This is a genomic window from Geomicrobium sp. JCM 19037, from assembly GCF_000698105.1.
Classification (GTDB): Bacteria; Bacillota; Bacilli; order Bacillales; family Marinococcaceae; genus Geomicrobium_A.
In genome coordinates, this window is record NZ_BAWZ01000027.1 from 1 (window position 1) to 23,679 (window position 23,679).

The 23,679-nt window shown below is 43.9% G+C and carries 18 protein-coding genes and 6 pseudogenes; 17 read left to right on the forward strand and 7 right to left on the reverse strand.

What is annotated here, in order from left to right:
• The first annotated feature begins 829 nt into the window (after nucleotides 1-829).
• The 10 genes and pseudogenes from JCM19037_RS14730 (at nucleotide 830) to JCM19037_RS14775 (ending at nucleotide 11,175) form a co-directional block, all read left to right on the forward strand.
• On the forward strand, nucleotides 830-1,189 hold the full coding sequence (locus JCM19037_RS14730) for an FGGY-family carbohydrate kinase (RefSeq protein ID WP_255357918.1): 360 nt from the start codon (nucleotides 830-832) through the stop codon (nucleotides 1,187-1,189).
• Nucleotides 1,190-1,206: 17 nt separating this feature from the next.
• Nucleotides 1,207-2,558: pseudogene (locus tag JCM19037_RS14735) on the forward strand (GntP family permease).
• Nucleotides 2,559-2,824: 266 nt separating this feature from the next.
• Complete coding sequence (locus JCM19037_RS14740) at nucleotides 2,825-3,478, forward strand: GntR family transcriptional regulator (RefSeq protein WP_042402465.1); 654 nt, start codon at nucleotides 2,825-2,827, stop codon at nucleotides 3,476-3,478.
• A 69-nt stretch (nucleotides 3,479-3,547) separates the two neighbouring features.
• Nucleotides 3,548-5,497 (forward strand): TRAP transporter permease, encoded by a 1,950-nt coding sequence (locus JCM19037_RS14745; RefSeq protein WP_042402468.1) that lies wholly within the window; start codon nucleotides 3,548-3,550, stop codon nucleotides 5,495-5,497.
• A gap of 20 nt (nucleotides 5,498-5,517) precedes the next feature.
• Nucleotides 5,518-6,695 (forward strand): annotated as a pseudogene (locus JCM19037_RS14750) (CaiB/BaiF CoA transferase family protein).
• A 52-nt stretch (nucleotides 6,696-6,747) separates the two neighbouring features.
• Nucleotides 6,748-7,785 (forward strand): TAXI family TRAP transporter solute-binding subunit, encoded by a 1,038-nt coding sequence (locus JCM19037_RS14755; protein WP_042402471.1) that lies wholly within the window; start codon nucleotides 6,748-6,750, stop codon nucleotides 7,783-7,785.
• A 57-nt stretch (nucleotides 7,786-7,842) separates the two neighbouring features.
• Nucleotides 7,843-9,204, forward strand: a complete 1,362-nt coding sequence (locus JCM19037_RS14760; RefSeq protein WP_042402474.1) for an MmgE/PrpD family protein — start codon at nucleotides 7,843-7,845, stop codon at nucleotides 9,202-9,204.
• 6 nt (nucleotides 9,205-9,210) lie between these two features.
• Nucleotides 9,211-10,053, forward strand: coding sequence for a fumarate hydratase (locus tag JCM19037_RS14765; protein ID WP_042402476.1), 843 nt, complete (start codon nucleotides 9,211-9,213; stop codon nucleotides 10,051-10,053).
• Nucleotides 10,054-10,067: 14 nt separating this feature from the next.
• Nucleotides 10,068-10,619: a Fe-S-containing hydro-lyase gene (locus tag JCM19037_RS14770; protein WP_042402478.1), complete on the forward strand. Its 552-nt coding sequence runs from the start codon at nucleotides 10,068-10,070 to the stop codon at nucleotides 10,617-10,619.
• 187 nt (nucleotides 10,620-10,806) lie between these two features.
• Entirely contained in the window at nucleotides 10,807-11,175 is a 369-nt protein-coding gene (locus JCM19037_RS14775) for a VOC family protein (RefSeq protein WP_307189830.1), read from the forward strand.
• Nucleotides 11,176-11,223: 48 nt separating this feature from the next.
• On the opposite strand, the pseudogene JCM19037_RS14780 reads toward JCM19037_RS14775, so the two are convergent.
• Nucleotides 11,224-13,394 (reverse strand): annotated as a pseudogene (locus JCM19037_RS14780) (malate synthase G).
• 222 nt (nucleotides 13,395-13,616) lie between these two features.
• Between JCM19037_RS14780 and JCM19037_RS14785 the strand changes: the two are divergent.
• Together JCM19037_RS14785 and JCM19037_RS28620 are read left to right on the forward strand one after the other, a co-directional pair.
• Nucleotides 13,617-15,283 (forward strand): annotated as a pseudogene (locus tag JCM19037_RS14785) (L-lactate permease).
• Entirely contained in the window at nucleotides 15,271-15,405 is a 135-nt protein-coding gene (locus JCM19037_RS28620) for a hypothetical protein (protein WP_255357919.1), read from the forward strand. Before JCM19037_RS14785 ends, JCM19037_RS28620 begins: the two are co-directional and overlap by 13 nt.
• A 544-nt stretch (nucleotides 15,406-15,949) precedes the next feature.
• Here JCM19037_RS28620 and JCM19037_RS30185 read toward each other — a convergent pair.
• The 6 genes and pseudogenes from JCM19037_RS30185 to JCM19037_RS30195 form a co-directional block, all read right to left on the reverse strand.
• Nucleotides 15,950-16,887 (reverse strand): annotated as a pseudogene (locus JCM19037_RS30185) (FAD-linked oxidase C-terminal domain-containing protein).
• A gap of 44 nt (nucleotides 16,888-16,931) precedes the next feature.
• The gene (locus JCM19037_RS30190; RefSeq protein ID WP_373901000.1) at nucleotides 16,932-17,408 is read right to left on the reverse strand and encodes an FAD-binding oxidoreductase; all 477 of its coding nucleotides are present in this window, start codon (nucleotides 17,406-17,408) and stop codon (nucleotides 16,932-16,934) included.
• Complete coding sequence (locus JCM19037_RS14795) at nucleotides 17,405-18,736, reverse strand: (Fe-S)-binding protein (protein ID WP_042402482.1); 1,332 nt, start codon at nucleotides 18,734-18,736, stop codon at nucleotides 17,405-17,407. The genes JCM19037_RS30190 and JCM19037_RS14795 overlap by 4 nt, the downstream gene beginning before the upstream one ends.
• 46 nt (nucleotides 18,737-18,782) lie before the next feature.
• The gene (locus tag JCM19037_RS14800) at nucleotides 18,783-19,910 is read right to left on the reverse strand and encodes an FAD-binding oxidoreductase (RefSeq protein WP_052363922.1); all 1,128 of its coding nucleotides are present in this window, start codon (nucleotides 19,908-19,910) and stop codon (nucleotides 18,783-18,785) included.
• Complete coding sequence (locus tag JCM19037_RS27445) at nucleotides 19,897-20,304, reverse strand: FadR/GntR family transcriptional regulator (RefSeq protein WP_052363923.1); 408 nt, start codon at nucleotides 20,302-20,304, stop codon at nucleotides 19,897-19,899. Before JCM19037_RS27445 ends, JCM19037_RS14800 begins: the two co-directional genes overlap by 14 nt.
• 83 nt (nucleotides 20,305-20,387) lie before the next feature.
• Nucleotides 20,388-20,570, reverse strand: a pseudogene (locus tag JCM19037_RS30195) (FadR/GntR family transcriptional regulator); the annotation flags it as partial.
• A gap of 419 nt (nucleotides 20,571-20,989) precedes the next feature.
• Between JCM19037_RS30195 and JCM19037_RS14810 the strand changes: the two are divergent.
• Genes JCM19037_RS14810 through JCM19037_RS23115 form a run of 5 tightly spaced genes read left to right on the forward strand, consistent with a single transcriptional unit; the run spans nucleotide 20,990 to nucleotide 23,652 of the window.
• Complete coding sequence (locus JCM19037_RS14810) at nucleotides 20,990-21,655, forward strand: transcriptional regulator (RefSeq protein ID WP_042402484.1); 666 nt, start codon at nucleotides 20,990-20,992, stop codon at nucleotides 21,653-21,655.
• Nucleotides 21,648-22,031 carry a RidA family protein gene (locus JCM19037_RS14815; protein WP_042402486.1) on the forward strand — a complete coding sequence of 128 codons (384 nt, stop codon included), beginning with the start codon at nucleotides 21,648-21,650 and terminating at the stop codon, nucleotides 22,029-22,031. The genes JCM19037_RS14810 and JCM19037_RS14815 overlap by 8 nt, the downstream gene beginning before the upstream one ends.
• A 24-nt stretch (nucleotides 22,032-22,055) precedes the next feature.
• Nucleotides 22,056-22,571: an ABC transporter substrate-binding protein gene (locus tag JCM19037_RS28625; protein ID WP_052363924.1), complete on the forward strand. Its 516-nt coding sequence runs from the start codon at nucleotides 22,056-22,058 to the stop codon at nucleotides 22,569-22,571.
• Nucleotides 22,571-23,281 (forward strand): ABC transporter substrate-binding protein, encoded by a 711-nt coding sequence (locus tag JCM19037_RS23110; RefSeq protein ID WP_052363925.1) that lies wholly within the window; start codon nucleotides 22,571-22,573, stop codon nucleotides 23,279-23,281. Before JCM19037_RS28625 ends, JCM19037_RS23110 begins: the two co-directional genes overlap by 1 nt.
• Nucleotides 23,278-23,652 carry a hypothetical protein gene (locus JCM19037_RS23115; RefSeq protein ID WP_052363926.1) on the forward strand — a complete coding sequence of 125 codons (375 nt, stop codon included), beginning with the start codon at nucleotides 23,278-23,280 and terminating at the stop codon, nucleotides 23,650-23,652. The genes JCM19037_RS23110 and JCM19037_RS23115 overlap by 4 nt, the downstream gene beginning before the upstream one ends.
• The last annotated feature ends 27 nt before the right edge of the window (nucleotides 23,653-23,679 follow it).

The window sequence follows — 23,679 nt, forward strand, 5'->3', positions numbered from 1 at the left end:
TATACCATTCGTTTGTGAAGAAATTCTTTAGTTCAACTTATATAGATCGCTTCAGAACACCCCAGCTCACCTAATAAACGGTGCTCTATGAATACTCGTTTATACACCGAAATTCAACCCTGTGTATTCATATAAACCTGAAGAGCTAGCAACCATCGGCACCGGAGGTGCCGAACATAAACCGAACGGTCTTTAGCCATGAATCGTGCTGACGATTTGTTGGTTTTTGTGAGCGAAGAGAGTAATCAAATTTTTTAAGCTGAGCATAAGGTAAAGAGGTTAATACAGCTACTAACTTCAGGAACGAGTTATATAGTTGCCTCGCAGAATCTCTCTGAGGTTACTGAAAAAATAGCGCCTCATGCTCTAACTTACTTGTTAACGATAACAATCGGGTCCGTTCTATTTGGGAATTTCAGTAACATGGAGCGTTGTGAATGTAAATTATCCCATCGTAGACATGGTCTATGCGGGCAAACGATACGAGAGCTTCACTCTCTAAACAAAGAAATGCGACCAGCACTTTTCAGTTGGTCGCATTTCTTTTATATTCGTTCCCGGTTTAATTACTTCATACAAATTTTCCCGATTGGATCTTCAAAGTCTACCAATTTTAAAGGTTGGAAGATGGTGAAACCCTGGCAAAAACGAACTGCAAACGCTCAGTTAAGGCAGCATTATCCATAAGCTTGTTAAGAGTGTGGACGAGCCGGTATTGATTGTTCACTTACTATTATTACTACGTTATAATGAATGAAAATTCTAACTAGGTGGTCATCATGAACGAATACATTGCGGCCTTCGATATTGTTCGACATCTGTTAAAGGTGTGCTAGAAGGTGTAGTCATGTCACTTCGCCAAACGATGGAGCAACTTATTGGGCCCGTTGATCGAGATGCTCCAATTGTTCTTATCGGTGGTGGGACGAGTTCTGGCGCGTGGTGTCAAATGGCGGCGGATGTATGGGGAGTGAGTGTGCATGTGCCAGAACAGGCAGAGTATTTACCTGCAATGGGCGCGGCATCATTAGGATTTGTCCATTTAGGCTGGTGTGAGAACCTCGAAACGTTCAACGAGCGTGTAATCAAACATAGACCGAAACATGTGTATGACCCGTGCTCCGCCGCTACCCAGATTTATGAACAACGTTATGGAAAATTTCTACAATTGTACGTAAAGGACGAATAAAGTAGGGAGGAGATTGCATGCTTTTTGCCATTATTGCACTGGGAGTACTTCTTATTATCGTTGCGACAACTGTGTTCAAGCTTCATCCATTTTTGTCTCTGTTACTCGGAACGTTATTCGTCGGTTTTGCATCAGGAATGTCATTTGATTTGGTCGTAGAGAGCATTAACGATGGGTTCGGGGGAGTCATTGCTAATATAGGATTAGTCATCGTATTTGGGACCATTATTGGTGTCATTTTAGAGAAAGCAGGGGCAGCGTATCGAATGGCCGAAGTCGTTCTCCGCATTGTTGGGCCGAAGCGCCCTCAACTAGCGATGAGCTTAATAGGTTTTATCGTATCCATACCCGTTTTCTGTGACTCCGGTTACATTATATTATCGAGCTTAAAGAAAGCGCTCGCAAAGCGGCTGAAAGTTGCCATCGCATCGATGGCCGTCGCCCTTGCAACAGGACTTTACGCTACACATACGCTCGTGCCACCTACACCCGGGCCCATTGCCGCAGCAGGAAATATTGGTGCGGAACAATACTTAGGGACAATCATTTTAATTGGCTTTCTTGTCGCCATTCCAGCCACGTTTGTCGGTTACTTATGGGCAGTAAAAGTAGCGTCAAAAATAGTTGTTGAAGAAGAGAAAGTAGATGGACAGCTTGATTATGATTATGATGAAGTTGTCCGTTCATTCGGCAAGATGCCAACCACATTTGCATCGTTCTTACCGATTCTGTTACCGATTATCCTTATCGGTTTTGGCTCTATTCTAGCAGTGTTGGAAGCTACGGGAAGTGTCGCCGCTTTCTTTAGTTTTCTCGGAGAGCCGATGATTGCCTTACTTGCTGGCGTTGTTGCGGCATTGCCGTTACTGCCACACTATAATGATGAAACACTCACAAAGTGGGTCGGGAAAGGGCTGGTTGATGCTGCCCCCATCCTTTTAATCACAGGAACTGGCGGTGCATTTGGTACAGTCATTGCCAATTCGGGAATAGAAGAGCTCATTCAGAATTGGGAATTTGGAACGGTATTTACGGGCGCTTTATTCTTGCTCATCCCATTCATCATTGCTGCATCACTAAAAACCGCCCAAGGCTCATCCACATCAGCCCTTGTCATTACATCATCTCTCGTCGCCCCGATTTTACCAGCAGCAGGAGTCGAAGGCGCCGTGCCATTAGCCTCGTCGTTATGGCCATCGGAGCCGGTGCCATGACCGTTAGCCATGTGAATGACAGCTACTTCTGGGTCGTCAAAGAATTCAGTGGCATGCATATTAAAGACGCATATAAAGCGCAAACAATGGCGACATTGCTACAAGGCATTGTTTCAATATGTGTCGCGATGTTGCTTTGGTTGTTGTTAGTGTAGAGGAAGTTGGGGAGTAGTTGGAGCTGACCAAGCTAATCACAATACGTTTTGCATGATAGATTGTGAGCGGGTAATAAATTGAATTCTTTTAGAAATCCCCCATGGTTAGCCCTATGGGGGATTTGCTATATTTGTTGGGGTCGTACAAAATGAAATCATTGTCGATTAAAAAGAGAAGTTGTGGAGATATCTCAAAAATAGATAGAAAATATATTGAATTTAGAAATTGGATACAGTATACTATCTTTTAAGTTAGGGGATGCGCAATGAAAAATTTACAGCTAGAAAATAAAGATTCAATTCAAGTAAAAGCGACGAATGCAATTCGTAAGTCAATACTAAGTGGCGACTTTCAACCAGGTGAGAAATTAGTTCAAGAACAACTAGCAGAATATTTAGGAATTAGCAGAATGCCAATTCGTGAGTCACTAAAGCAATTAGAGATTGAAGGGTTTGTGACCATAGAACCTTATCGTGGGGCTTTCGTTAATGACGTCGATGTGAGCGCAATTGAAGAGACTTATGCTTTGCGGTCAAACTTAGAAAAGATGGCGTTACAAAGAGCGGCGCCGCACCTCACACAAGGGGATCTTGAAGAATTGGAAGACTACATTAAGCTCATGGATGAAGAAAATAATCCAAATGATTTTGTTCAATTAAATGTTACATTTCATAAATTGTTGCTGAAACATTGTGATTGGGGCCGTTTAAATAAGTTTATCGAGTTGCTATGGAATGGATACGCTCAACAAACACCAGAATTCCTACTTGGTCAAATTGATCAATCAAACATCGATCATAAAGTAATTTTAGAACATTTAAAAAAGGGTAACTTTAGTGAAGCTTCTCTAGCATTGCAAGAACACATTTCAAAGACAGGAGCTCGCTTGGTTGACTATATTCAACGAATAAATTCATAGGAGGTTTCGTTCTTAAGTAAAAATGTAAGGGCTTACAAAAAAAGAGGAGAAGAGAAAGGAGATGAGAAATTGAGTAATAGTGAAGTGAAGAAGTTAAATACAAAAGTTGAAGATCCAATGGAATCTTCTTCATCAACAAGGAACCTAACAGGGTGGGCAAAATACTTATTTATGACCATCGCGATCCTAGGTGCTCTATACCATATTTATATTTTGAATTTTAATCCCATTGATCCATGGGTTTTTAGAACAACTCACGTCATGTTAGGCGTCATTTTAGGGATGATGTTGTATGTAGGAAGTAAAAAAGCAAAAGACAAAATTTCAGTCGTTGATTGGGTTCTGATTATTTCTGCAATCTTTGTTGGTTGGTATATCTATGCAAACTTAGAGCAGATCATCTTCAGATTTGGTGTGTCTCCAACGACAATGGATTTCGTTGTTTCTATGATTGGGTTGCTACTTATTTTAGAGTTAGCTAGGAGAACTAGCGGCTGGGTTTTGCCAATATTATGTTTAGTTTTTGTTTTCTATGTATTTGCAGGACCTTATCTACCGGGTATCTTGAATCATGGAGGATACAGCCTTGAACGTTTCGTAACGTATGTGTTTAGTTTAGATGGTGTTTTTGGAGTAACAACAGATGTTTCATCAAGGTATATTATATTGTTTATTATTTTTGGTGCATTTCTTCAGATGTCTGGCGTTGGACAGTATTTTATGGATGTAGCCTTTTCAGCGACAGGAAGTCGAAGAGGGGGGCCCGCTAAAGTCTCAGTTTTTGGGTCTGCTTTAATGGGGACGATTAATGGAACCTCTGCAGGGAATGTAGTGGCAACTGGTTCACTTACTATCCCACTTATGAAAAGGACTGGATATCATCCACGATTTGCAGCGGCTGTAGAAGCTACTGCTTCGTCTGGTGGTCAAATTTTACCGCCAATTATGGGGGCGGGAGCATTTTTGATGGCGGAAATTACAGGCATTCCATATTCAGAAATTATTATCGCCGCCATTATTCCAGCTGTCCTTTACTTTGTAAGCGTTTACTTTATGGTTGACTTTGAGGCAATTAAGCAAGGGTTGAGTGGTGTACCAAGAAATCAGCTACCACAATTTAAGAAACTCATGAAGAAGGCTTATCTGTTTCTACCCGTCATTATTTTAATCGTGTTATTAATGAGTGGCTATTCTATTATACGGGCAGGAACAATTGGTATTGTGTCTTGTTTTGTACTCAGTCTATTTTCTAAAGAAACTAGGATGGGCTTAAAGCATATTCTTCAAGCTTTAGAACTTGGGATGAAGAATGCCATTCAATTAATTGCCATTGTGGCTAGTGCAGGGATTATCGTTGGAACGATTGCGTTAACGGGTGTTGGTCAACGTTTCAGCTCCATGCTTTTATCTATTGCAGATAATAACTTACTAATCGCACTTGTATTTGCAATGTTAGTTTCAATTATTTTAGGAATGGGGATGCCTACGACGGCAGCTTATGCTGTAGCCGCATCAGTGATTGCGCCTGGCCTTGTAAATTTAGGTATTGAGCCGATTGTTGCTCATATGTTTGTGTTCTTCTATGCGGTTATGTCGGCAATTACACCTCCAATCGCACTTGCCGCATTTGCCGCGGCAGGAATAGCAGGGACAAATCCTATGAAAACAGGAGTTACATCTTTTAAGCTTGGTCTTGCAGCATTTATCATTCCATTTATGTTCTTCTTTAGTCCAGAGTTGCTGCTGCTTGAAGGAACGAGCGTTTCTATAGGTCTTGCCGTAATTACTTCAATCATTGGCGTGTACTTCTTAGCCGCATCTGTGGAAGGGTGGTTCTTCGGCAGAAGTGCAAATATTCTCGCCAGAGTCATGCTCATTGTAGCTGCGGTGTTGCTCATGCTTTCAGGATGGGCAACGGATCTATCAGCAATTGTTTTAATCGTAATCGTGTTATTTATTCAAAGGTCCAAGCCACCTGAAGCTCCTTTACGAAAGGACAATCTTGAAGTAAATATGTAGCGACGGAAGGAAGTACGATTATGAAACCTTTGGAAGGAATTACAGTGCTTTCAGTAGAGCAGGCGATTGCAGTACCTTTTACGACTAGACAATTAGCCGATTTAGGTGCTCGAGTCATTAAAGTTGAACGTCCAGAAACGGGGGATTTTGCTAGACATTATGATAAATCTGTAAACGGGATGTCCAGTCATTTTGTTTGGACGAACCGATCAAAGGAATCAATCACCTTAGATTTAAAAGCAGAAAAAAGTAAAGCAGTATTCGAGAGTTTACTAGAGGAAGCAGATATTTTCATTCAAAACCTTGCACCTGGTGCTATGGAGCGACTCGGTTATGGAACCGAAGATCTTCATCATAAATTCCCAGAGTTAATCATTTGTAACCTTTCAGGTTATGGAGATTATGGACCCTACAGGAACAAAAAAGCATATGACCTGCTTGTGCAATGTGAAGCAGGACTAGTTTCCATAACCGGTGGTGAAGATACACCATCGAAGGTAGGGGTGTCGATTGGAGATATTGCAGCTGGGATGTATATGTACTCGGGCATTCTTACTGCCCTTCTCCTGCGTTCGCATACAGGTAAAGGGCAAGTTATTGAAGTCTCCATGCTTGAAGCGTTAGGTGAGTGGATGGCTACCCCATGTATTACGCAGCCTACGGAGGAGAAGAACCTAGGCGGCTAGGTGCAAGCCATTCGACCATCTATCCATACGGCCCGTTTCGCTGTAGTGGGAGTGATACAGTATTCGTCGGCTTGCAAAATGAACGAGAATGGGTGAAATTTTGTGAGCAAGTGTTGCTTGACGATTCTTTGGCCACGGATAATCGTTTCGATTCAAACGCCAAGCGGTCTCAAAATCGAGGAGAATTGCGCGTTATCATTGAGTACGTGTTCAGTACACTGAGTTCAGAGGAGGTGTTGCAAAGATTAGATGGAGGAAAGATTGCGAATGCAAAATTAAATACGATGAGAGAGTTCTTTAATCATCCGCAATTACAAGCAAGAGATCGCTGGCGCGATGTAGAAACATCTGCGGGTGTCGTTCAAGCATTACTTCCCCCTGTAAACATAAAGGGAGTTGAAAGTGTAATGGGCAGCGTCCCTGACCTAGGAGAGCATACAGATCAAATTCTAAGAGACCTAGGCTATAGTAAAGAAGAAATAGACGGGTTTAGAAGTGAAAATTTAATTTGACGATGAAATATGAAGTTCCATAATTCAATAAATAATCAATGAGGTGAGAATAATGAAAAAACTAAAGATGTTCACGTTAGCTAGCGTATTACCCTTACTTTTACTCTCTGCATGCGGAGAAGAGTCTTCAGGTGGAGATGCAGAAGGTGAGTTTCAAGAGCTAGATTATCCGAGCACAGTTACGATTGGAACAGCTTCCCAAGGAGGTACGTATTACATTTGGGGAGGTGCATTTTCTTCTTTACTTGAAGATCATTTAGATATTACGTCGAATGTCGAAGTGACAGGTGGGCCGGTTCACAACATTCAACTATTAGGTGCAGGGGATGCCCACCTTGGGATGACTACAGTAGGTCCATTATTTGAGGGGTATTATGGAGAAGGTGCATGGGTCGGGGATGAACCATACGAGGATATTCGAGTGATTTTCCCAATGTACACAACACCATTCCATTGGTGGTCCTTGGAGAATACAGGCGTAGATAACATTCAAGAACATGCTGGGCAAAGAGTAGGGGTTGGTCCATCTGGAGGAACTCCTGGTGAGTACAATCCGCAAATCTATGATGCACTAGGTATTGAAACAGGTGATCAAGTACAAGCAGGCGCAAGTGATATGACGTCTCAAATGCTAGATGGACAATTAAGCCATATTGGATTCTCAGCAGGAATACCAATCTCTGCAGTTACCGAAGTTGAAGCGCAAGCAAGCATAAATATTTATGGTATTGATGGTGAAGACCGGGAGACGGTAATGGAAGCACTTCCTTACTTCACGGAGTATGTGATTCCAGGGGACACATACGGACAACTTGATGGAGATTTAGAAACGATCGGAATGTACAACTTTGGAGTCGTACAACGGGAGGCGAATGCAGATTTCGTTTATGACCTCGTCAAAGCATACCATGAAAACATTGACCAAATCATTTCCGTGCATCAGTCTGCAGAAGAGGCTCAAGATCCTGAGGCAATCCTTATGAATGAAGAGTATCCGATGCATGTTGGTGCGATCCGTTATTATGAAGAAATTGGTATTGATTTGCCAGATGAAGTATATCCAGAAGAGTATGAGAGTTCTGAGGAATAATCGATGTGGTCGTTGTGCACACATCCTTAGTGGATAATTAGGGAGGAGTAGATTGGGATGTTGTCAAAACAGCTAGCTGAATACACGGTCGAGAAAACGTATGATCATCTAACGAGTGATACGATTGAATTCACGAAACAATGCATTCTTGATTGGTTAGGATCTGCTTTAGCGGGTGCCTCACAACCACCTGTTCAAATTCTTCACGAATTCATTGATGAAATGGGTGGAAAAGAACATTCTAGTTTAGTCACAGGTGGGAAAACCTCAGTATATCAAGCTGCGTTCGTAAATGGGGCCAGCTCCCACATTGTTGAGCTAGATGATATTCACCGGGAATCAATTGTTCATGCGGGAACTGTTGTTATCCCTGCGGCCGTTGCAGTTGCAGAATATTTAGGTAAAACAGGAAAGGATTTAATTACAGCTGTTGTCGTTGGCTACGAAATTGCATACCGAATTGGTGAAGCTGTGAGCCCTTCCCACTATGAGAAATGGCATAACACAGCTACTTGTGGAACTTTCGGTGCAGCTGCAGCTGCAGCAAAGTTATTTAACTTGAGTGTTAATGAGACGATACATGCAATTGGCAGTGCAGGAACCCAAGCGGCTGGTTTATGGGAATTTATTGAAGATGGAGCAATGAGTAAACAACTTCATCCTGCAAAATCTGCAATGGAAGGTGTATTATCAGCATTAATTTCTCAAAAAGGATTCACGGCTGCAAATAAAATACTTGAAGGTGATCGCGGTTTCATGTATAGCATGAGTGCGCACCCAGACGAAACGAAAATCACTGAAGGATTAGGCGAAACGGAAAAGATAAAAGAAAATTCATTTAAAATACATGCATCATGTAGACATACGCATCAACCGATCGATATTGCACTTTCTCTTTTGGATGAAGAAGGGATTACTCACGATCAAATCGATAAAATTAAAGTACGAACATATCAAGCTGCTCAAAAAGTAGCAGGTAATCCCAACCCCAAAAGCGTTTATGGAGCGAAGTTTAGCATTTCTTATTGTACGTCATTAGCGTTTGTATATGGGAATGCTGGGTTAACCGATTTTAACGAGGATCGTCTTCATGAACCTGCGATCCGGAATCTGATGGATAAGGTCGAAGTAATTGTAGATGAAGAGGTTGAAAAAGAGTATCCAAAAGAGTGGGGCACGAAGATGGAAGTGTATACGAATGATGGAATGAGTTACGAGAGAGCCGTTAAATTTCCTAAAGGTGATCCAGAAAACCCAGTTAGTCTAAAGGACATTCAATTGAAATTCAAAAAAATGCTAGAGGAGTCAGGTATTGGAGCACTCATTATTGATGGACATATTGATCGTGTGGCAGCGCTTGAGAAAGAAGAATTAATCGCAGATTGGTTTGTACAATCTACACGGAATATAAAGGTGTGATCTGCATTGAAAGAAATTAGTGTGGAGCAAATTACTGAGCAAGTTGCAAACCTTTGTAAATTGGCAAGTTATGATTTAAATGACGATATGTTACAAGCATTTGAAGCAAGTATTGGAAAAGAGAAATCACCTGTTGGTAAAGATGTTCTTCAACAATTATTAGACAATGCAGAGATAGCTAAAAGAGAGCGTATGCCGATGTGTCAAGATACCGGACTCTCAGTATTTTATATCGAGTTAGGATACGATTGTCGCATCATTGGAGGAAGCTTATATGATGCGATCCATGAAGGAGTTCGCATCGGATCAGATGAAGGTCTGCTCAGACACTCTGTTGTTACAGACCCGTTAGAGCGTAAAAACAGTGGCGACAATGCACCTGCAGTGATTCATGTGGAAATGACGGATGGAGATTCACTCAGAATACGCCTTTCAGCTAAAGGAGGCGGTAGTGAAAATATGAGCAGAATGGCGATGCTCAAACCATCAGATGGATTCGAAGGTGTGGAGAAATTTGTGCTAGACACCGTCGAATTAGCTGGACCCAATGCATGCCCACCGATGATTGTTGGTGTAGGTATTGGAGGCAATTTCGAGCAAGTGGCATACATTGCTAAGAAGTCACTCTTTCGGCATGTCGGAGAAAGGAATTTGAATGAAAGAATTGCCAACATTGAACGAGATTGGTTGGATAAGTGCAATCGACTTGGCATTGGACCACAAGGAATGGGAGGCACGACGACAGCATTTGATGTAAAAGTAGAAGTGAAACCGTGTCATATTGCATCCTTACCCGTTGCGGTAAATATTCAATGTCATGCAAGTCGCCATAAAGAAGTGACCATTTAAGAAGGTGAACCATAATGGAAGCCAAAAAATTATCTTTACCACTCACTGATGAAGATATTATTAACTTATCCGCAGGAGATCGCGTCTTACTATATGGGAATGTTTTAGCAGCGAGAGATGCGGCCCATAAACGATTGATAGAATGTATCGAGAACGATGAACCACTGCCGATAAACATTACCGGGTCTATCATTTACTATGTGGGCCCAACACCAGCAAGAAAAGGAGCAGTCATAGGCGCAGCTGGCCCTACGACAAGCGGCAGAATGGACAAGTATACGCCTCAACTTATCGAAAGAGGGCTAAAAGGCATGATCGGCAAAGGGTATCGAAATGAAGAAGTGAAGTCAGCCATTAAGGAACATACCGCTGTATACTTTGCTGCTGTTGGTGGTTCAGGCGCACTCTTGTCTCAATCAATCGTTGAGGAGAAAATCGTTGCTTACGAAGAGCTAGGTCCGGAAGCAATTAGAGAACTAACCTTAGATGGATTTCCGGTTACAGTAATTAATGATTCGGAAGGGCTTGACTTATACGAGATTGGGAAAGAAGAGTACAAGAAATAATAAACAGTAACACCATGAAGATATGTCTACACATAACTTCATGGTGTTACCTTACTTTTTAGCAAATAGTAGTTATACATACCACTTTCAAATGAGCTCATTTAATGGAACTATGTAGAGTACAGAGATGTTATGTTTTATGAAGATTTCTAGTTAATTGGGGTGATGTGGCATTAACATAAAACGGATAGACCATTTCGTTTTAACAATCGAAGATATCAATAAATCAAAATGGTTTTACGGTGAAGTTTTAGGCATGGAAATAATTACATTTAATAACGACAGAGTTGCTGCTAAGTTTGGTGATCAAAAAATTAATTTTCATGAAACTGGTTGTGAAATTAAACCTCACGCTTATTCTCCGGTAAGAGGCTCCTCAGATTTTTGTCTTGTATCGGATGATACGGTAGAGAATCTACGAACACACCTGAAAGATAATGGGATAGTCGTTGAATTAGGTCCTGTCAAACGTACAGGCTCTCTTGGCCCAATCTTTTCCATCTATATAAGAGACCCGGATAAGAATTTAATAGAAATCTCTACTTATAATCATTAAATAGTCAAAAAGCGAGCGCCGTTATCACAACGTCGCTCGCTTTACTTGTTATCTCACCGCCAACTTCTTCTTCGCCTCTTTACGCTTGGCGTGCAAGATGGGTTCGGTGTAGCCGCTTGGTTGCTCACGTCCTTTAAATACGAGGTCGCAGGCAGCTTGGAAGGCGACGGAGTCGCCGAAGTTTGGTGCCATGTTGCGGTATTCTGGATCGCCTGCATTTTGTTCGTCAACGACCTTTGCCATTCGTTTCATCGTGTCCATAACTTGTTGTTCGTTCGTGATGCCGTGGTGTAGCCAGTTAGTCATATGTTGGCTCGAGATGCGCAACGTAGCCCGGTCTTCCATGAGTCCAACATCGTTAATGTCGGGGACGTTGAACAACCGACACCTTGTTCAACCCAACGTACGACGTATCCAAGAACGCCTTGCGCATTGTTGTCCAGTTCTTTTTGGATGTCTTTGGCAGAAAACGTTTCAGTCGTTGTTGGAATTTGAAGAATGTCTTGCACGTAATCTTCGGTGTCCGTTTTCCGTTCGTCTTGAATGGTGCCGACATTAATCTGATGATAATGCATGGCGTGTAAGCTAGCGGCTGTTGGGGAAGGAACCCAGGCAGTGTTTGCACCGGCCTTTAACTGTCCGCCTTTTTGTTCCATCATTGCGTTCATTAAGTTTGGCATCGCCCACATGCCTTTACCGATTTGAGCTTTGCCTTGAAATCCGCTTTGTAGTCCAGCTTTCACATTCGCTTTTTCATACGCGGCGAGCCACGATGTTTGCTTCATGTCATTTTTGCGGATCACATAGCCGGCTTCCATCGACGTATGAATTTCATCACCGGTTCTGTCGAGAAATCCAGTATTAATAAAGACGATCCGCTCTTTGGCCGCGTTAATACATGCTTTCAGATTCAGTGTTGTCCGGCGCTCTTCGTCCATTACACCAACTTTTAGCGTGTTTCGTTCAAGGCTGAGCACATCTTCAATCCGGTCAAACAATTCGTTAGTGAACGCGACTTCGCGGGACCCGTGCATCTTCGGCTTCACGATGTACACCGAGCCGGTTCGTGAGTTTTGCAACGGCCCGTTTTTCAACAAGTCATGTTTCGCGATCAGACTCGTCATCATCCCGTCCATAATGCCTTCTGGTGTTTCATTGCCGTTTGCGTCAAGCACAGCATCGGTCGTCATCAGATGCCCGACATTGCGGATGAAAAGAAGAGAACGGCCATGCAGTTCTAAGCTTTGACCACCACGCGATGTGTACGTGCGGTTTCCATTTAGCGTCCGGGTAACATCCTTACCGCCTTTCGAGAATGTTGTCTCCAGTGTGCCTTTCATAAGACCGAGCCAGTTGCGATACACGAGGATTTTATCCTCAGCATCGACCGCAGTGACCGAGTCTTCACAATCAATAATGGTCGTGATCGCCGATTCGATCACAATGTCTTTAACGCCTGCGGAGTCATCTTTACCGATCGGATGATTGCGATCAATTTGCACGTCAAGATGACTGCCATTATTCACAAGCAACAGCGACTCCGGCTTAGATTCGCTACCTGTATAGCCGACAAATTGATCGGCATCTTTTAATGAGAGCAACTTGCCATCAGCTGTTTCAAGGACGAGTGCCCCGTTCTCAACCCAATAGGACACCACATCTTTGTGACTCGTGCCATCCACCGGGACCGCCTCATCCAGAAACGACTTCGCATAATCAACGACTTTATTTCCACGAACAGCATTATACGATGTGCCCTGTTCCGCCCCTGCCTCCTCAGAAATAATGTCGCTTCCATATAACGCATCATACAAACTACCCCAGCGTGCATTCGCCGCATTCAGCGCATAACGAGCATTATTCACCGGGACGACAAGCTGCGGCCCCGCCTGGGAACTCACTTCAGAATCCACATTCGCCGTCGTAACCGTCACATCTCCAGGGTCTTCCTCGAGATACCCAATTTCTTTTAAATATTGAAAATAGGCAGTTGACTTCTCTTCGCCAGGGTGGGAGACATGCCACTCATCTAACTTCTTTTGCAACGTCTCGCGTACCTCTAAAAGCTCAGCATTCCTCACACTAAAGTCATCGAGTATTTTACTGTAATCTGTCCAAAATTTTTGTTCATCGAGGCCCGTGCCTGGGATTACCTCTTCGTTCACAAATGTGTATAAGTCTTCCGAGACTTGAATATTAGCGATTTTTTTATAGGACATGTGTGTACGCTCCTTTATCATTTTCTAGTTAAATTTTATAATAGTTTATCAAATAACGGAAATACATGTATCGAATGAGTATTATGCTTTTTAGTTATGGACTTTCGTTTGGCGATTCTGTATGGGTCTTTGACAAGTATATAAGAATAAGAGAATATGAAAGCGTTATCATTATTTCCTAGGGGGGAAGGAACTATGGAACTGGGTATTGGTGTGTTATCGATGTTGGCACTTTTACCAATTATTGTTGTTTTTGTGTTAATCGTTGCCTTGAATTGGTCGGCAAAGAAGGCAATGCCTGTCGCACTTATTTTAACCATCTTGCTTGCCATTTTCGTTTGGGGAGCAGAAACTGCCCAAGTAGGCGCAGCTGTAATCAACGGGATTGTTTCCGCTTTAGAAATTCTATTTATTGTTTTTGGGGCGATTCTTTTACTTAACACGCTCAAAGAAACAGGGGCATTGCAGACGATACGTTCTGGATTTACGAGCATCTCTCCAGACCGTAGAATTCAAGCCATAATTATTGCTTGGCTGTTCGGATCATTTATTGAAGGTTCTGCAGGGTTTGGAACGCCATCAGCGGTCGTTGCGCCACTTCTTGTTGCGATTGGATTCCCGGCAATGGCAGCGGTGTGTGCTGCACTCGTCATTCAAAGTACGCCGGTTTCTTTCGGGGCAGCAGGGACCCCAATTCTTACAGGGGTAGGGTCTGGGCTTGGCGGGCAAGACAACGTCATGACCGCACTTGGTTCGATACCTTACGATGATTACGTATTCTCCATTGGAGCCCAAGTTTCAGTCATTCATGCGCTTGCAGGTATTCTTGTTCCATTACTAATGGCTGGATTAATTACGCGATTTTTCGGTAAGAATCGCTCTTTCTTAGAAGGATTCAAAGTATGGAAATTCGCAATATTCTCAAGTTTAGCCTTTACTGTTCCTTACGTCATTATTGCGCATACGTTAGGGCCAGAATTCCCATCGATGCTTGGTGGACTGATCGGCTTGTTGATTGTCATCCCAGCAGCGAAAAAAGGGTTTCTCCAGCCGAAAGAGGAAGACGTATTCCAATTCGAAGATCGAAAATATTGGCAACCTGAATGGATTGGTTCATTGCAGGATGCTTCTCTTAAAGAAATTACAGGGAAGCGGATGAGCTTGATGCGGGCCTGGTCACCGTACGTCGTCGTTGCGCTACTACTCATCCTATCTCGAACCATTGATCCGATTAAACAATTTTTACAACAACCCGCATTAACACTAGAATGGGAAAATATATTCGGCTCTTCAATCACAGCCGATGCATCGCCGTTATTTATTCCGGGCACGATCTTTATTGTCGCGTCAGTATTTGCATATTTTGCTCACTCGTTAAGTAAACGAAGAGGAGCATACAAACAAGCGTGGGTGGACACTTCCAAAACGTGGGTGCAAGCCGCCGTTCCGCTACTGCTAGCGGTCCCGATGGCACAAGTGTTTATCAACTCAGGATCCGAAGTGTACGAGAGCATGCCCCTCGTCCTTGCCGAAGCGGCCAATGCCGCAGTAGGCGACGTCTGGCCACTGTTCGCGCCCGTCATCGGTGCCTCGGCGCATTCTTTGCAGGAAGTAATACGGTGAGCAACATGATGTTTGCCCTCTTCCAATTTGGAGCTGCTGAACAAATGGCCCTTGATGCGAGGGGAGCAGGAATCGTCGTTTCCTTGCAAGCTGTAGGAGGAGCGGCAGGCAACATGATCGCCGTGCACAACGTCGTTGCCGCAGCAGCTACGGTGGGTCTCATCGGAAAAGAAGGATTAGTCATAAGAAAAACCCTCATCCCGATGTTCTATTATGTTGGCGTTTCTGGCTCATCGGCCTGGGACTCGTTGCGATGCATAGTGTAGGTGGTTTTAGCTTCTGGCTCATTGCCGCACCGCTCTTTGCCATCATTTACGTGATCGTTTTAAGCCGATTAAAAGGCAATCGACCGCCAAGTGTAGGTAGTGGGAAGTCACTCGATACGTAATGAATGAAAGAACCGCTTGCATTGCGCAAGCGGTTCTTTCATGTGAATGGCGATCGTAGTGGAGAGGGTAATAGGCACAAGTCTACTAAGCCGGAATTTGCGCTCAAGTTGGAACAAACTGCGCCCAAGTTTAGCGAAATGAGCGCTAAAATCGGTTAGAAGAGCAAACTAGAGCGCAGAAGGGTGAAACTAGAGCGCAGAACGGCCGTTCGTCTTGCCCGCAAGTGCCGGCATCCTCTGCGGCAACGGGTTCAGAGACCCATTCTTTACATTTCCAAGCCAAAAACTAGCAACGTATCGGCGCGAGCCGCGCCGAACGGAGACCGGTTTCGTTTCGGCTCCGCCGGGGCCGACGAGTTGCTAGGTCTTCAGGTTGGAATTTGCGCTCAAGTTGAGACAAACTGCGCCCAAGTTTATTGAAATCAGCGCTAAAATTGTTTGAAAATGCAAACTTGAGCGTAGAAGGACGAAACTAGAGCGCAGAATTGACGTCCCCACACCGAGACTGGCGTGGGGACGTAGTTTTATGCGGGCGACATCAACCTTATGAATGACTAGCCACGCTCCACGCCTCACCGCTGCCGACGGCGCGCTTGACTTCGCCGCAACGGGCAGGTTTAGGGAACTGTTTGTCGGGGTTCAGACGGTTGTTCGGGTTAAAGACGGAGCGCACCCGCAATTGGCGTTCAATTTCTTCGTCCGTGAAGACGAGACGCATGTCTTCTTTCTTCTCAATGCCGACACCGTGTTCACCGGTAATGGAGCCGCCGACGGCTGTACAAGCGGCGAGTGTGCGGGAACCAACGTCAATGGCAAGTTCGGTCTCGCCTTCGTTCCTCGCATCAAATAAAATGAGTGGGTGCAAATTCCCGTCGCCAGCGTGGAATACGTTGGCGATTCTGAGGCCGGATTCGTCGCTAATTTTTTGGATGTCTTGCAATACTTCCATGAGTCGCTCCTTGGGATGACCCCGTCTTGCACGAGATAATCCGGGGAGATCGCGCCCATTGCGCCAAATGCCGTTTTTCGATTCGCCCACCATTTGCCCCGTTCCACATTATTTTTTGCAACCTTAATTTCGGTAACGTGGTTCTGTTTGCACACCGCAACCATTTCTTCGATCTGGCTCGTGATTCCTGCCCCGATGCCATCGACCTCCATGATAAGCACAGCTTTTAAACCTTCAGGATGACCGACAGGTTTGGTGGCCGCCTCGACACCAACAATTGCAATTTCATCCATCATTTCAATCGCGGCTGGCACAATTCCGGCACTAATAATGTCCGATACCGCCTGACATGCATCGTCGACCGTATCAAAATAAGCGAGGGCGGTTTCTTTTGCTTCAGGGTTTTTCAAGATGCGCACGGTGATGCTCGTGACGATGGCAAGTGTTCCTTCAGAGCCGGTCAGAAGACCGAGCAAATCATACCCAGGCATATCCGGAGCACCATCAAGTTCCAGTACTTCACCGTCATGCATGACAACCTCAAGACCGAGAATATGATTCGTTGTCACTCCGTATTTTAAACAGTGGCACCGCCGGCATTCTCTGCAACATTCCCACCGATTGTACAACACGCTTGGCTTGAGGGATCAGGCGCATAATAATACCCTCGATGGGAAATCGAATTCGATAGCTTCAAGTTGATATAACCCGGTTGCACGACCGCCTCACGATTCTCGTAATCAACCGACAGCAACCCCTTCATCCGAACGAGACTAATGATCACTTCCCCGCCATAAGGCGTCGCGCCGCCACTCAACCCCGTGCCAGCTCCCCTTGGAATAAATGGAATCTCATGCTTGTGAAGCAGCTTCACAACCTCAGAAACCTCTTCAGTCGAATGGGGGAAGACGACAGCGAGCGGCATACCCCGATAGACGGTTAGGCCATCACATTCGTACGTACGCAAGTCTTCATCACGATAAAGGATGGCATCTTCTGGCAACACGTCGCTTAACCATTTCACTAGCTCAGACTTTTCTATGACTGTGCTCATGTCGACTCCTCCTTCTCATATGCCCAATCGAGCAACTGCATTGTGTGTACAACGTTTTCGCTCCGACCGTATTTCTTTACGCCTAAGGCAATTTGCAGCATACAGCCAGGGTTACCCATCGAGATCATTTCAACGTTTTCTGGCACATCGTCAATTTTACGTTTTAGTAATCTGCCGGCCATATCAGGGTTCGTCAAGTTATAAATTCCTGCACTGCCACAGCAGCGATCCGCATCTGGAAGATGTACCATTTCTACACCTGGAATTTGTTCGAGAAGTTCACGAGGTTCATCCCATACTTGTTGACCGTGCGCGAGGTGGCAAGCGTCATGATAGGTGATTCTTTTGTTTATTTCTGCTTTTGGCGGCTCATAGCCATAATCGTATAAATATTTGGACACATCAATGACGCGTTCGGAGAATGCTTCTGCTTTCTCTCGGTATTCTTCGTCATTTTGGAGAAGTTCAGGGTATTCTTTAAGGGCGCAGCCACAACCGGCGGCATTGACGACGATGTGATCTTCATTCATAAATGCATCGATGTTATCTCGTGCAAGCTTTTTGCCCATCGCTCGGTCTCCGGCGTGTACATGGAGCGCACCACAACATTTCTGGTTCTTTGGAATGTGTACGTCATGCCCGTTTTTTTGCAGGACACGGACGGTTGCTTCATTCACATCGCTAAACATGACATCCATAATACAGCCCGTAAACATAGCGGCGGATTGCTTGGCAGTTCCTTTCGCAGGCAATTGGTCTGGGTAGGTTTTAAGGACAGGCTTTCCAATTGGCGGCATAATGGCTTCCATATCACTCAAATGTTCGGGCAGTATACGAATGGCCCTTGTTTTGCGGACGGCAAATTGGACACCGCTTTTTTGGTACAGTTTCGTTAATGACCCGAGTGTATGCATTCGCTTTGTATGGGGAAAGATGCCGCGTAAGAAGAGTTTATTCAACAGTGCAGGAACCCCTGTAAGTGGAACAGCCTGGCGTACTTGGCCTCTCGCTTCTTCAATGAGAGCGCCGACTTGAACACCGGCAGGGCATGCGGTTTCGCACGCACGACAGTCCAGGCAAGTGAATACCGGGTCAGCAAAGGCTTCGTTCAGCTCGATTTCACCTTTGGCAACAGCGACAATAGAATGAACACGTCCTCGAGGAGATTGGTGTTCGTGACCGAGCTCTTGGTACGTAGGACAAGCTTCAAGACACATGCCACAATGAACACACGCAGAAAATTTGTCTTCATCAGGGGCGTCTTCCCACAAGTAATTTCCTTTCGGATTATCTGCTTTTTTCACGACTAATTCTGCTAGCTTTGCCATTTACATTCCTCCTACAACACGTGTTGGGCTAAGAATGGTGTCTGGGTCAAGTTGATGTTTGATACCTTCGAGCAGTCTCATATAGCAGGGGGCTCTCCCCATGGGGCGACCGTTTTGCGAACGTCCAGCGGTGCATCGACGATCGTCGCATGGCCCCCAATTTGCTCAGCATGGGTACGCACGTTTTGGATCGCCCGGATGACGTCGCGGTGTCTCCGCTCAAGTAGATTCGACTCAGTCCGTGTGCGACACCGCCGTGAGCATACACGTCAACATCGGTTAAGCGCTTACAATTTCGCAACACATCTAGGACGTGCATGTTTTTCGTTCCGACTTTTAGAATGATCGGGTCGTTGTGCGTAAAGGACAAGTCGTTGAAAGATCGCCAATAGGTGTGCACGTCTGTGCCGGTTCGTGTATCCACCGTGGCGCTGTTTGGAACGTGTGTATTGACCCATTCAATTTGCGCATGAACGGCTTCCTCAACATCCTCAAACGTAATCAACACGTCGCGAAGGTTGACCACTTCTAGTGTGACCGGCTCCATGTAGCTATTCAGAAGCTCGACGAGAAAAGGTCTCAACGCATCTGGATCGCTAAACGTCACGACACATAAAGCAGTAAACTTAGGTATAGGTCGGAGTTTAAACGTACATTCGGTCATAACCCCGAGTGTGCCCATTGAGCCGATAAAGAGTTTGTTCATATCATAACCGGCAACATTCTTCACGACTTTCCCTCCAGAACGAAGCACTTCTCCACTCGGATGCGCGACTCGAAGGCCGATCACGTGGTCGCGCGCCGAGCCGTATAGTGCACGTTTGGGTCCGCTATCATTACTCGCGATCACGCCGCCGATGGTTGCATCGGCAGGTCGGTAAGGGTCAATCGGTATCATTTGTTTATACTCCGCAAGTTGGTCTTGCACGTCTTGAAAGTTCGCACCCGGTTGAACGGTCACCGTCATGTCCCCCGCAGAGTGTTCGAGAATGCGATTCATATTTTTGAGAGACAGTTCAATGTCAGCATCTTCGGTGACGCCGCCAAACCCTCGTTTTGAACCATTCCCCGTTGGGATCACCGTCTGCTTTTTGGTTTGCGCTTCTTGCAATAGATGAACCACTTCTTCTTCAGATAGCGGTTCATAGCGTTTCTTCCCTTTATTGCCTTTCATTCGTTCGTCCTCCTTCCTGAATCGCCTCTTTTAGTAACGTTTCAACATAGGTGAGGTGCATGTGCATGGCTTCTCTTGACCGTGTCGCGTCTCCTGCCTGAATACATGCATACAGCTCGGTGTGCTGATCGTGAATGGCGTTCATAAGTACCGGGTCATTAGCAATCACTTGGTGACAATCTTGCAATGCTTTCTTTAAGCTCGTTGAGATTGATTCCAATAGTTGGACGAGCATGAGGTTGCCTGTGCAGTTGGCGAGGGCGAGGTGAAAAGCATAATCCGCTTCCCAGCCATCAGCGAGTAAAGAGTCGAGCTCCTTAAGCTGTGCTTCTGTTCGCATTTGTGCCGCTTCAAAAGCGATGCCGGCCTCAACAATCTTTCGGACAGCAAACAATTCGTGTACCGTTTGTTCGTTTGAAAGATTGAATTGAAAAGAGGGAAGCGGCTTGGTATCTGCGACAAATATCCCTCGCCTTGAACAATCGTAATGAGTCCTTTCCCTTTTAGACTCGTCAGCGCATCGCGAACGGAAGAGCGGCTAACAGAAAACTGCTCACACAGCTCGCGCGTCGAAGGAAGTTTTTCCAGGGGTTCATACGCTTTCGACGTAATCCAATTTTCAATTTGCTCAGATACTTGCTCTGAAATTCTTTTTGTCATTATTTTCTGAACTTGAATGTGTGTCACCTCCAAGAGGTCAGATGTATGATATGTGATTACATCATATACGAATGTGAGTCATTAAAGAAGGTGTTTGGCTAGACCTAATTGGAATAGGGGGTATGTATTTTAGTTATATGCCGAAAAACTCTATTGTAAAAAAATATATACTGTAGAAATTTACTATTTCGCACAGATCTATTGTTACAATTTTTTTGTAATTCATTAGTTCTTGAGCAAATAATCTGACAAATAATGTTGACAAATTTCAGATAAATAACTATTATGTTGCTTAAGATAGAACAAAAAGAATAAATTTTTGAAAAAGAAACCTGTTAAATACAAAAAATTGTAATCATCGAACAAAATTTAAATTTTGTTGTGAGGTGAACTGGATTAATTTAATTTGAGGTGAAAATATGAATAGTGTAATTTTTGATCAAGCCATTCGCTCCGCAGAGATCATTCATAAGATGTTAGGCTCTAACTGCGAAGTTGTCGTCCATGATTTCAGTAACTTGGATGAGTCATTAATTCATTCATCAGGGACACTCACGCAAAGAGATATCGGGTCGCCGGCAACTGATTTGGTATTAAAAGAGTTACAAAAACCGCCGGAAGAAGTAAAAGACCTAGCCAATTACTCGACGACGTATGATGGAATTATAATGAAATCCTCGACCATTTTTTTAAGAGATATTGGGGGTCGGGTCGTTGGGGCGCTCTGCATTAATCTAAATATTAGCAAGTTATCTTCATTGCAAGAAGAATTACAGCAATTTCTCTCTATTGAAGACGGAACAGAAGCAAACGAATCATTCTACTCAACAGTACATGATGTGATTGAAGAGATGGTAGAGAACGTTGTGAGCGAATTCAACAAAGGAATTGATCATTTAAGTATGGATGAGAAAGTGGATATCGTTCGAAGGCTCGATTACAAGGGAGCGTTTTTAATTAAAGGAGCCGTTGAATATTTAGCCCAATACTTAAACGTTTCTAAATTCACAATATACAATTATTTACAAAAAATAAAAACAGAAAAAGAGTATCATATCGGAAAAGGTGGATTGAATAATGGTTGAAGAAATTGTAACAGACGATGCACCAGCAGCAATCGGACCCTATGCTCAAGCGGTTAAAGCAGGGAATTTCTTATTTTTATCAGGTCAATTACCTATTGATCCAAACGATCAACAACTTGTACATAGAGAGGTTCGAACTCAAACCCGTCAAGTTTTAGCGAATATTAATTCAATCTTGAAATCACAACAATTGGAAATAACCAATCTCGTAAAAACAACAATTTTTATTAATGATATGAACCACTTTCAAGAAATCAATGAAGAGTACAGTCAGTTTATGCAGGAACATCGTCCGGCAAGGTCTGCGGTAGAGGTAAGTCGTTTACCCAAGGACGTTCTTGTGGAAATAGAAGCAATTGCTGTTTTTGAAGATTAAACCATTTTGAGAGGAGCATTTCAAATGAATAAACGATTCATGATGTCTTCTTTTCTTATCTTATCAGCAATGACTGTCGCTGCATGTGCAGATCCAGAGCCTGAGAATGCAGTAACAGGAACAAATGAACAAGGTGATGAAGAGACGCCTGTGACAACTGAAGAAACGGAAAACTCTGTTAGCCTCGCCTGGAATTCACAGCCTCCAACTCTCGATCCACATGTCACAAACACGAATGTAGTAAGAGACTTAGCTCGACCAGTTTTTGAGCAACTCGTAACCTTTGACGAAAGCTATGAGCCAATTCCAATGCTAGCGGACTCTTTTGAGGAGAATGAAGACGGAAGTGAAATTACCTTTTATTTAAGAGAAGGTGTTCTTTTTCATAATGATGAAGAAATGACCGCCGATGATGTTGTTGCATCAATGGAGAAGTGGCAGTCAGGTGGTGCACCGGCTGCTGCAATGGGCGATTCAACATGGCAAGAAGTTGATGAGTATACCGTCAAACTTCACGTAGACGAGCTTCCATCTCCGTAATGTACACACTTGCAGATGTGACTCAAGCTGCTGCGATCATGCCAAAAGAGATTATAGACAGCGCCGGCTCTACTGGTGTTGAACAATACATCGGGACAGGCCCGTTTCAGTTGGAGGACTGGGTGTACGATTCTTATATTCAATTCTCTAAGTTTGATGATTATCAATCGTTAGATGGAGAACCTAATGGGTTAGGTGGAAAAAAAGAAGCCCTTGTTGATGATCTGTTTGTCTACTTCGTTGCAGATGATTCTACGAGAACAAATGGCATTATTACTGGAGAATATGACTATGCTTTTCAATTGCCGCAAGATAGCTACGATCAATTGGAAGGAGCAGATGGTATTGTCAATGATGTTTGGCCGTTTGGATTTCAAACATTAGTGTTTAATAAAGAAGGAATTTTCGGTGATCAGTCGTTAAGGTCAGCTGTGAATTATGGCTTGAATAATGAAGACCTTTTAGCATTAGCATTCACTGATGAAACATTTTATGAAATGGAGCCTGCGTATATGAGACCAGAGCAGACAAGCTGGTATACGCAAGCTGGTGAAGAACATTATGATGTGTATGATCTCGAGCAAGCTGAGCAGTTGCTAGATGAAGCGGGTTACAGCGGAGAAGAAATAACAATTCTAACAAGTGAGGATTATAGCTACCACTATAACTCCGCTATTATTACCCAGCAAGCATTGGAAGACTTTGGATGAATGCAACCTTGGATGCAACAGACTGGGCGACGCTTTTAGAAAGAAGAGATCAAAAAGAAGGTTGGGACATATTCTTTACGCAATTTACAACTGTAGCTACACCGTTATCGTATCCGTTTTTGCATTCTGAAAATGAATACGCAGGCTGGACAAATAATGAAGAGATTGATCGGCATCTCAATGGTATTCGATATGCTGATTCACAAGATGAAGCAACCGAACTGTTCGAAGATCTCCAACAAATCATTTGGGAAGACTTACCTGTTGTTAACGTCGGTATGGTGAACTTTATCTCGAGTTATTCAGATGATATTGATGGATATTCAGAATTTATGGGTCCGATCTTTTGGAATATGAGCATAGAAGAGTAATGAAAACAGAGATTTACGATATCTGAA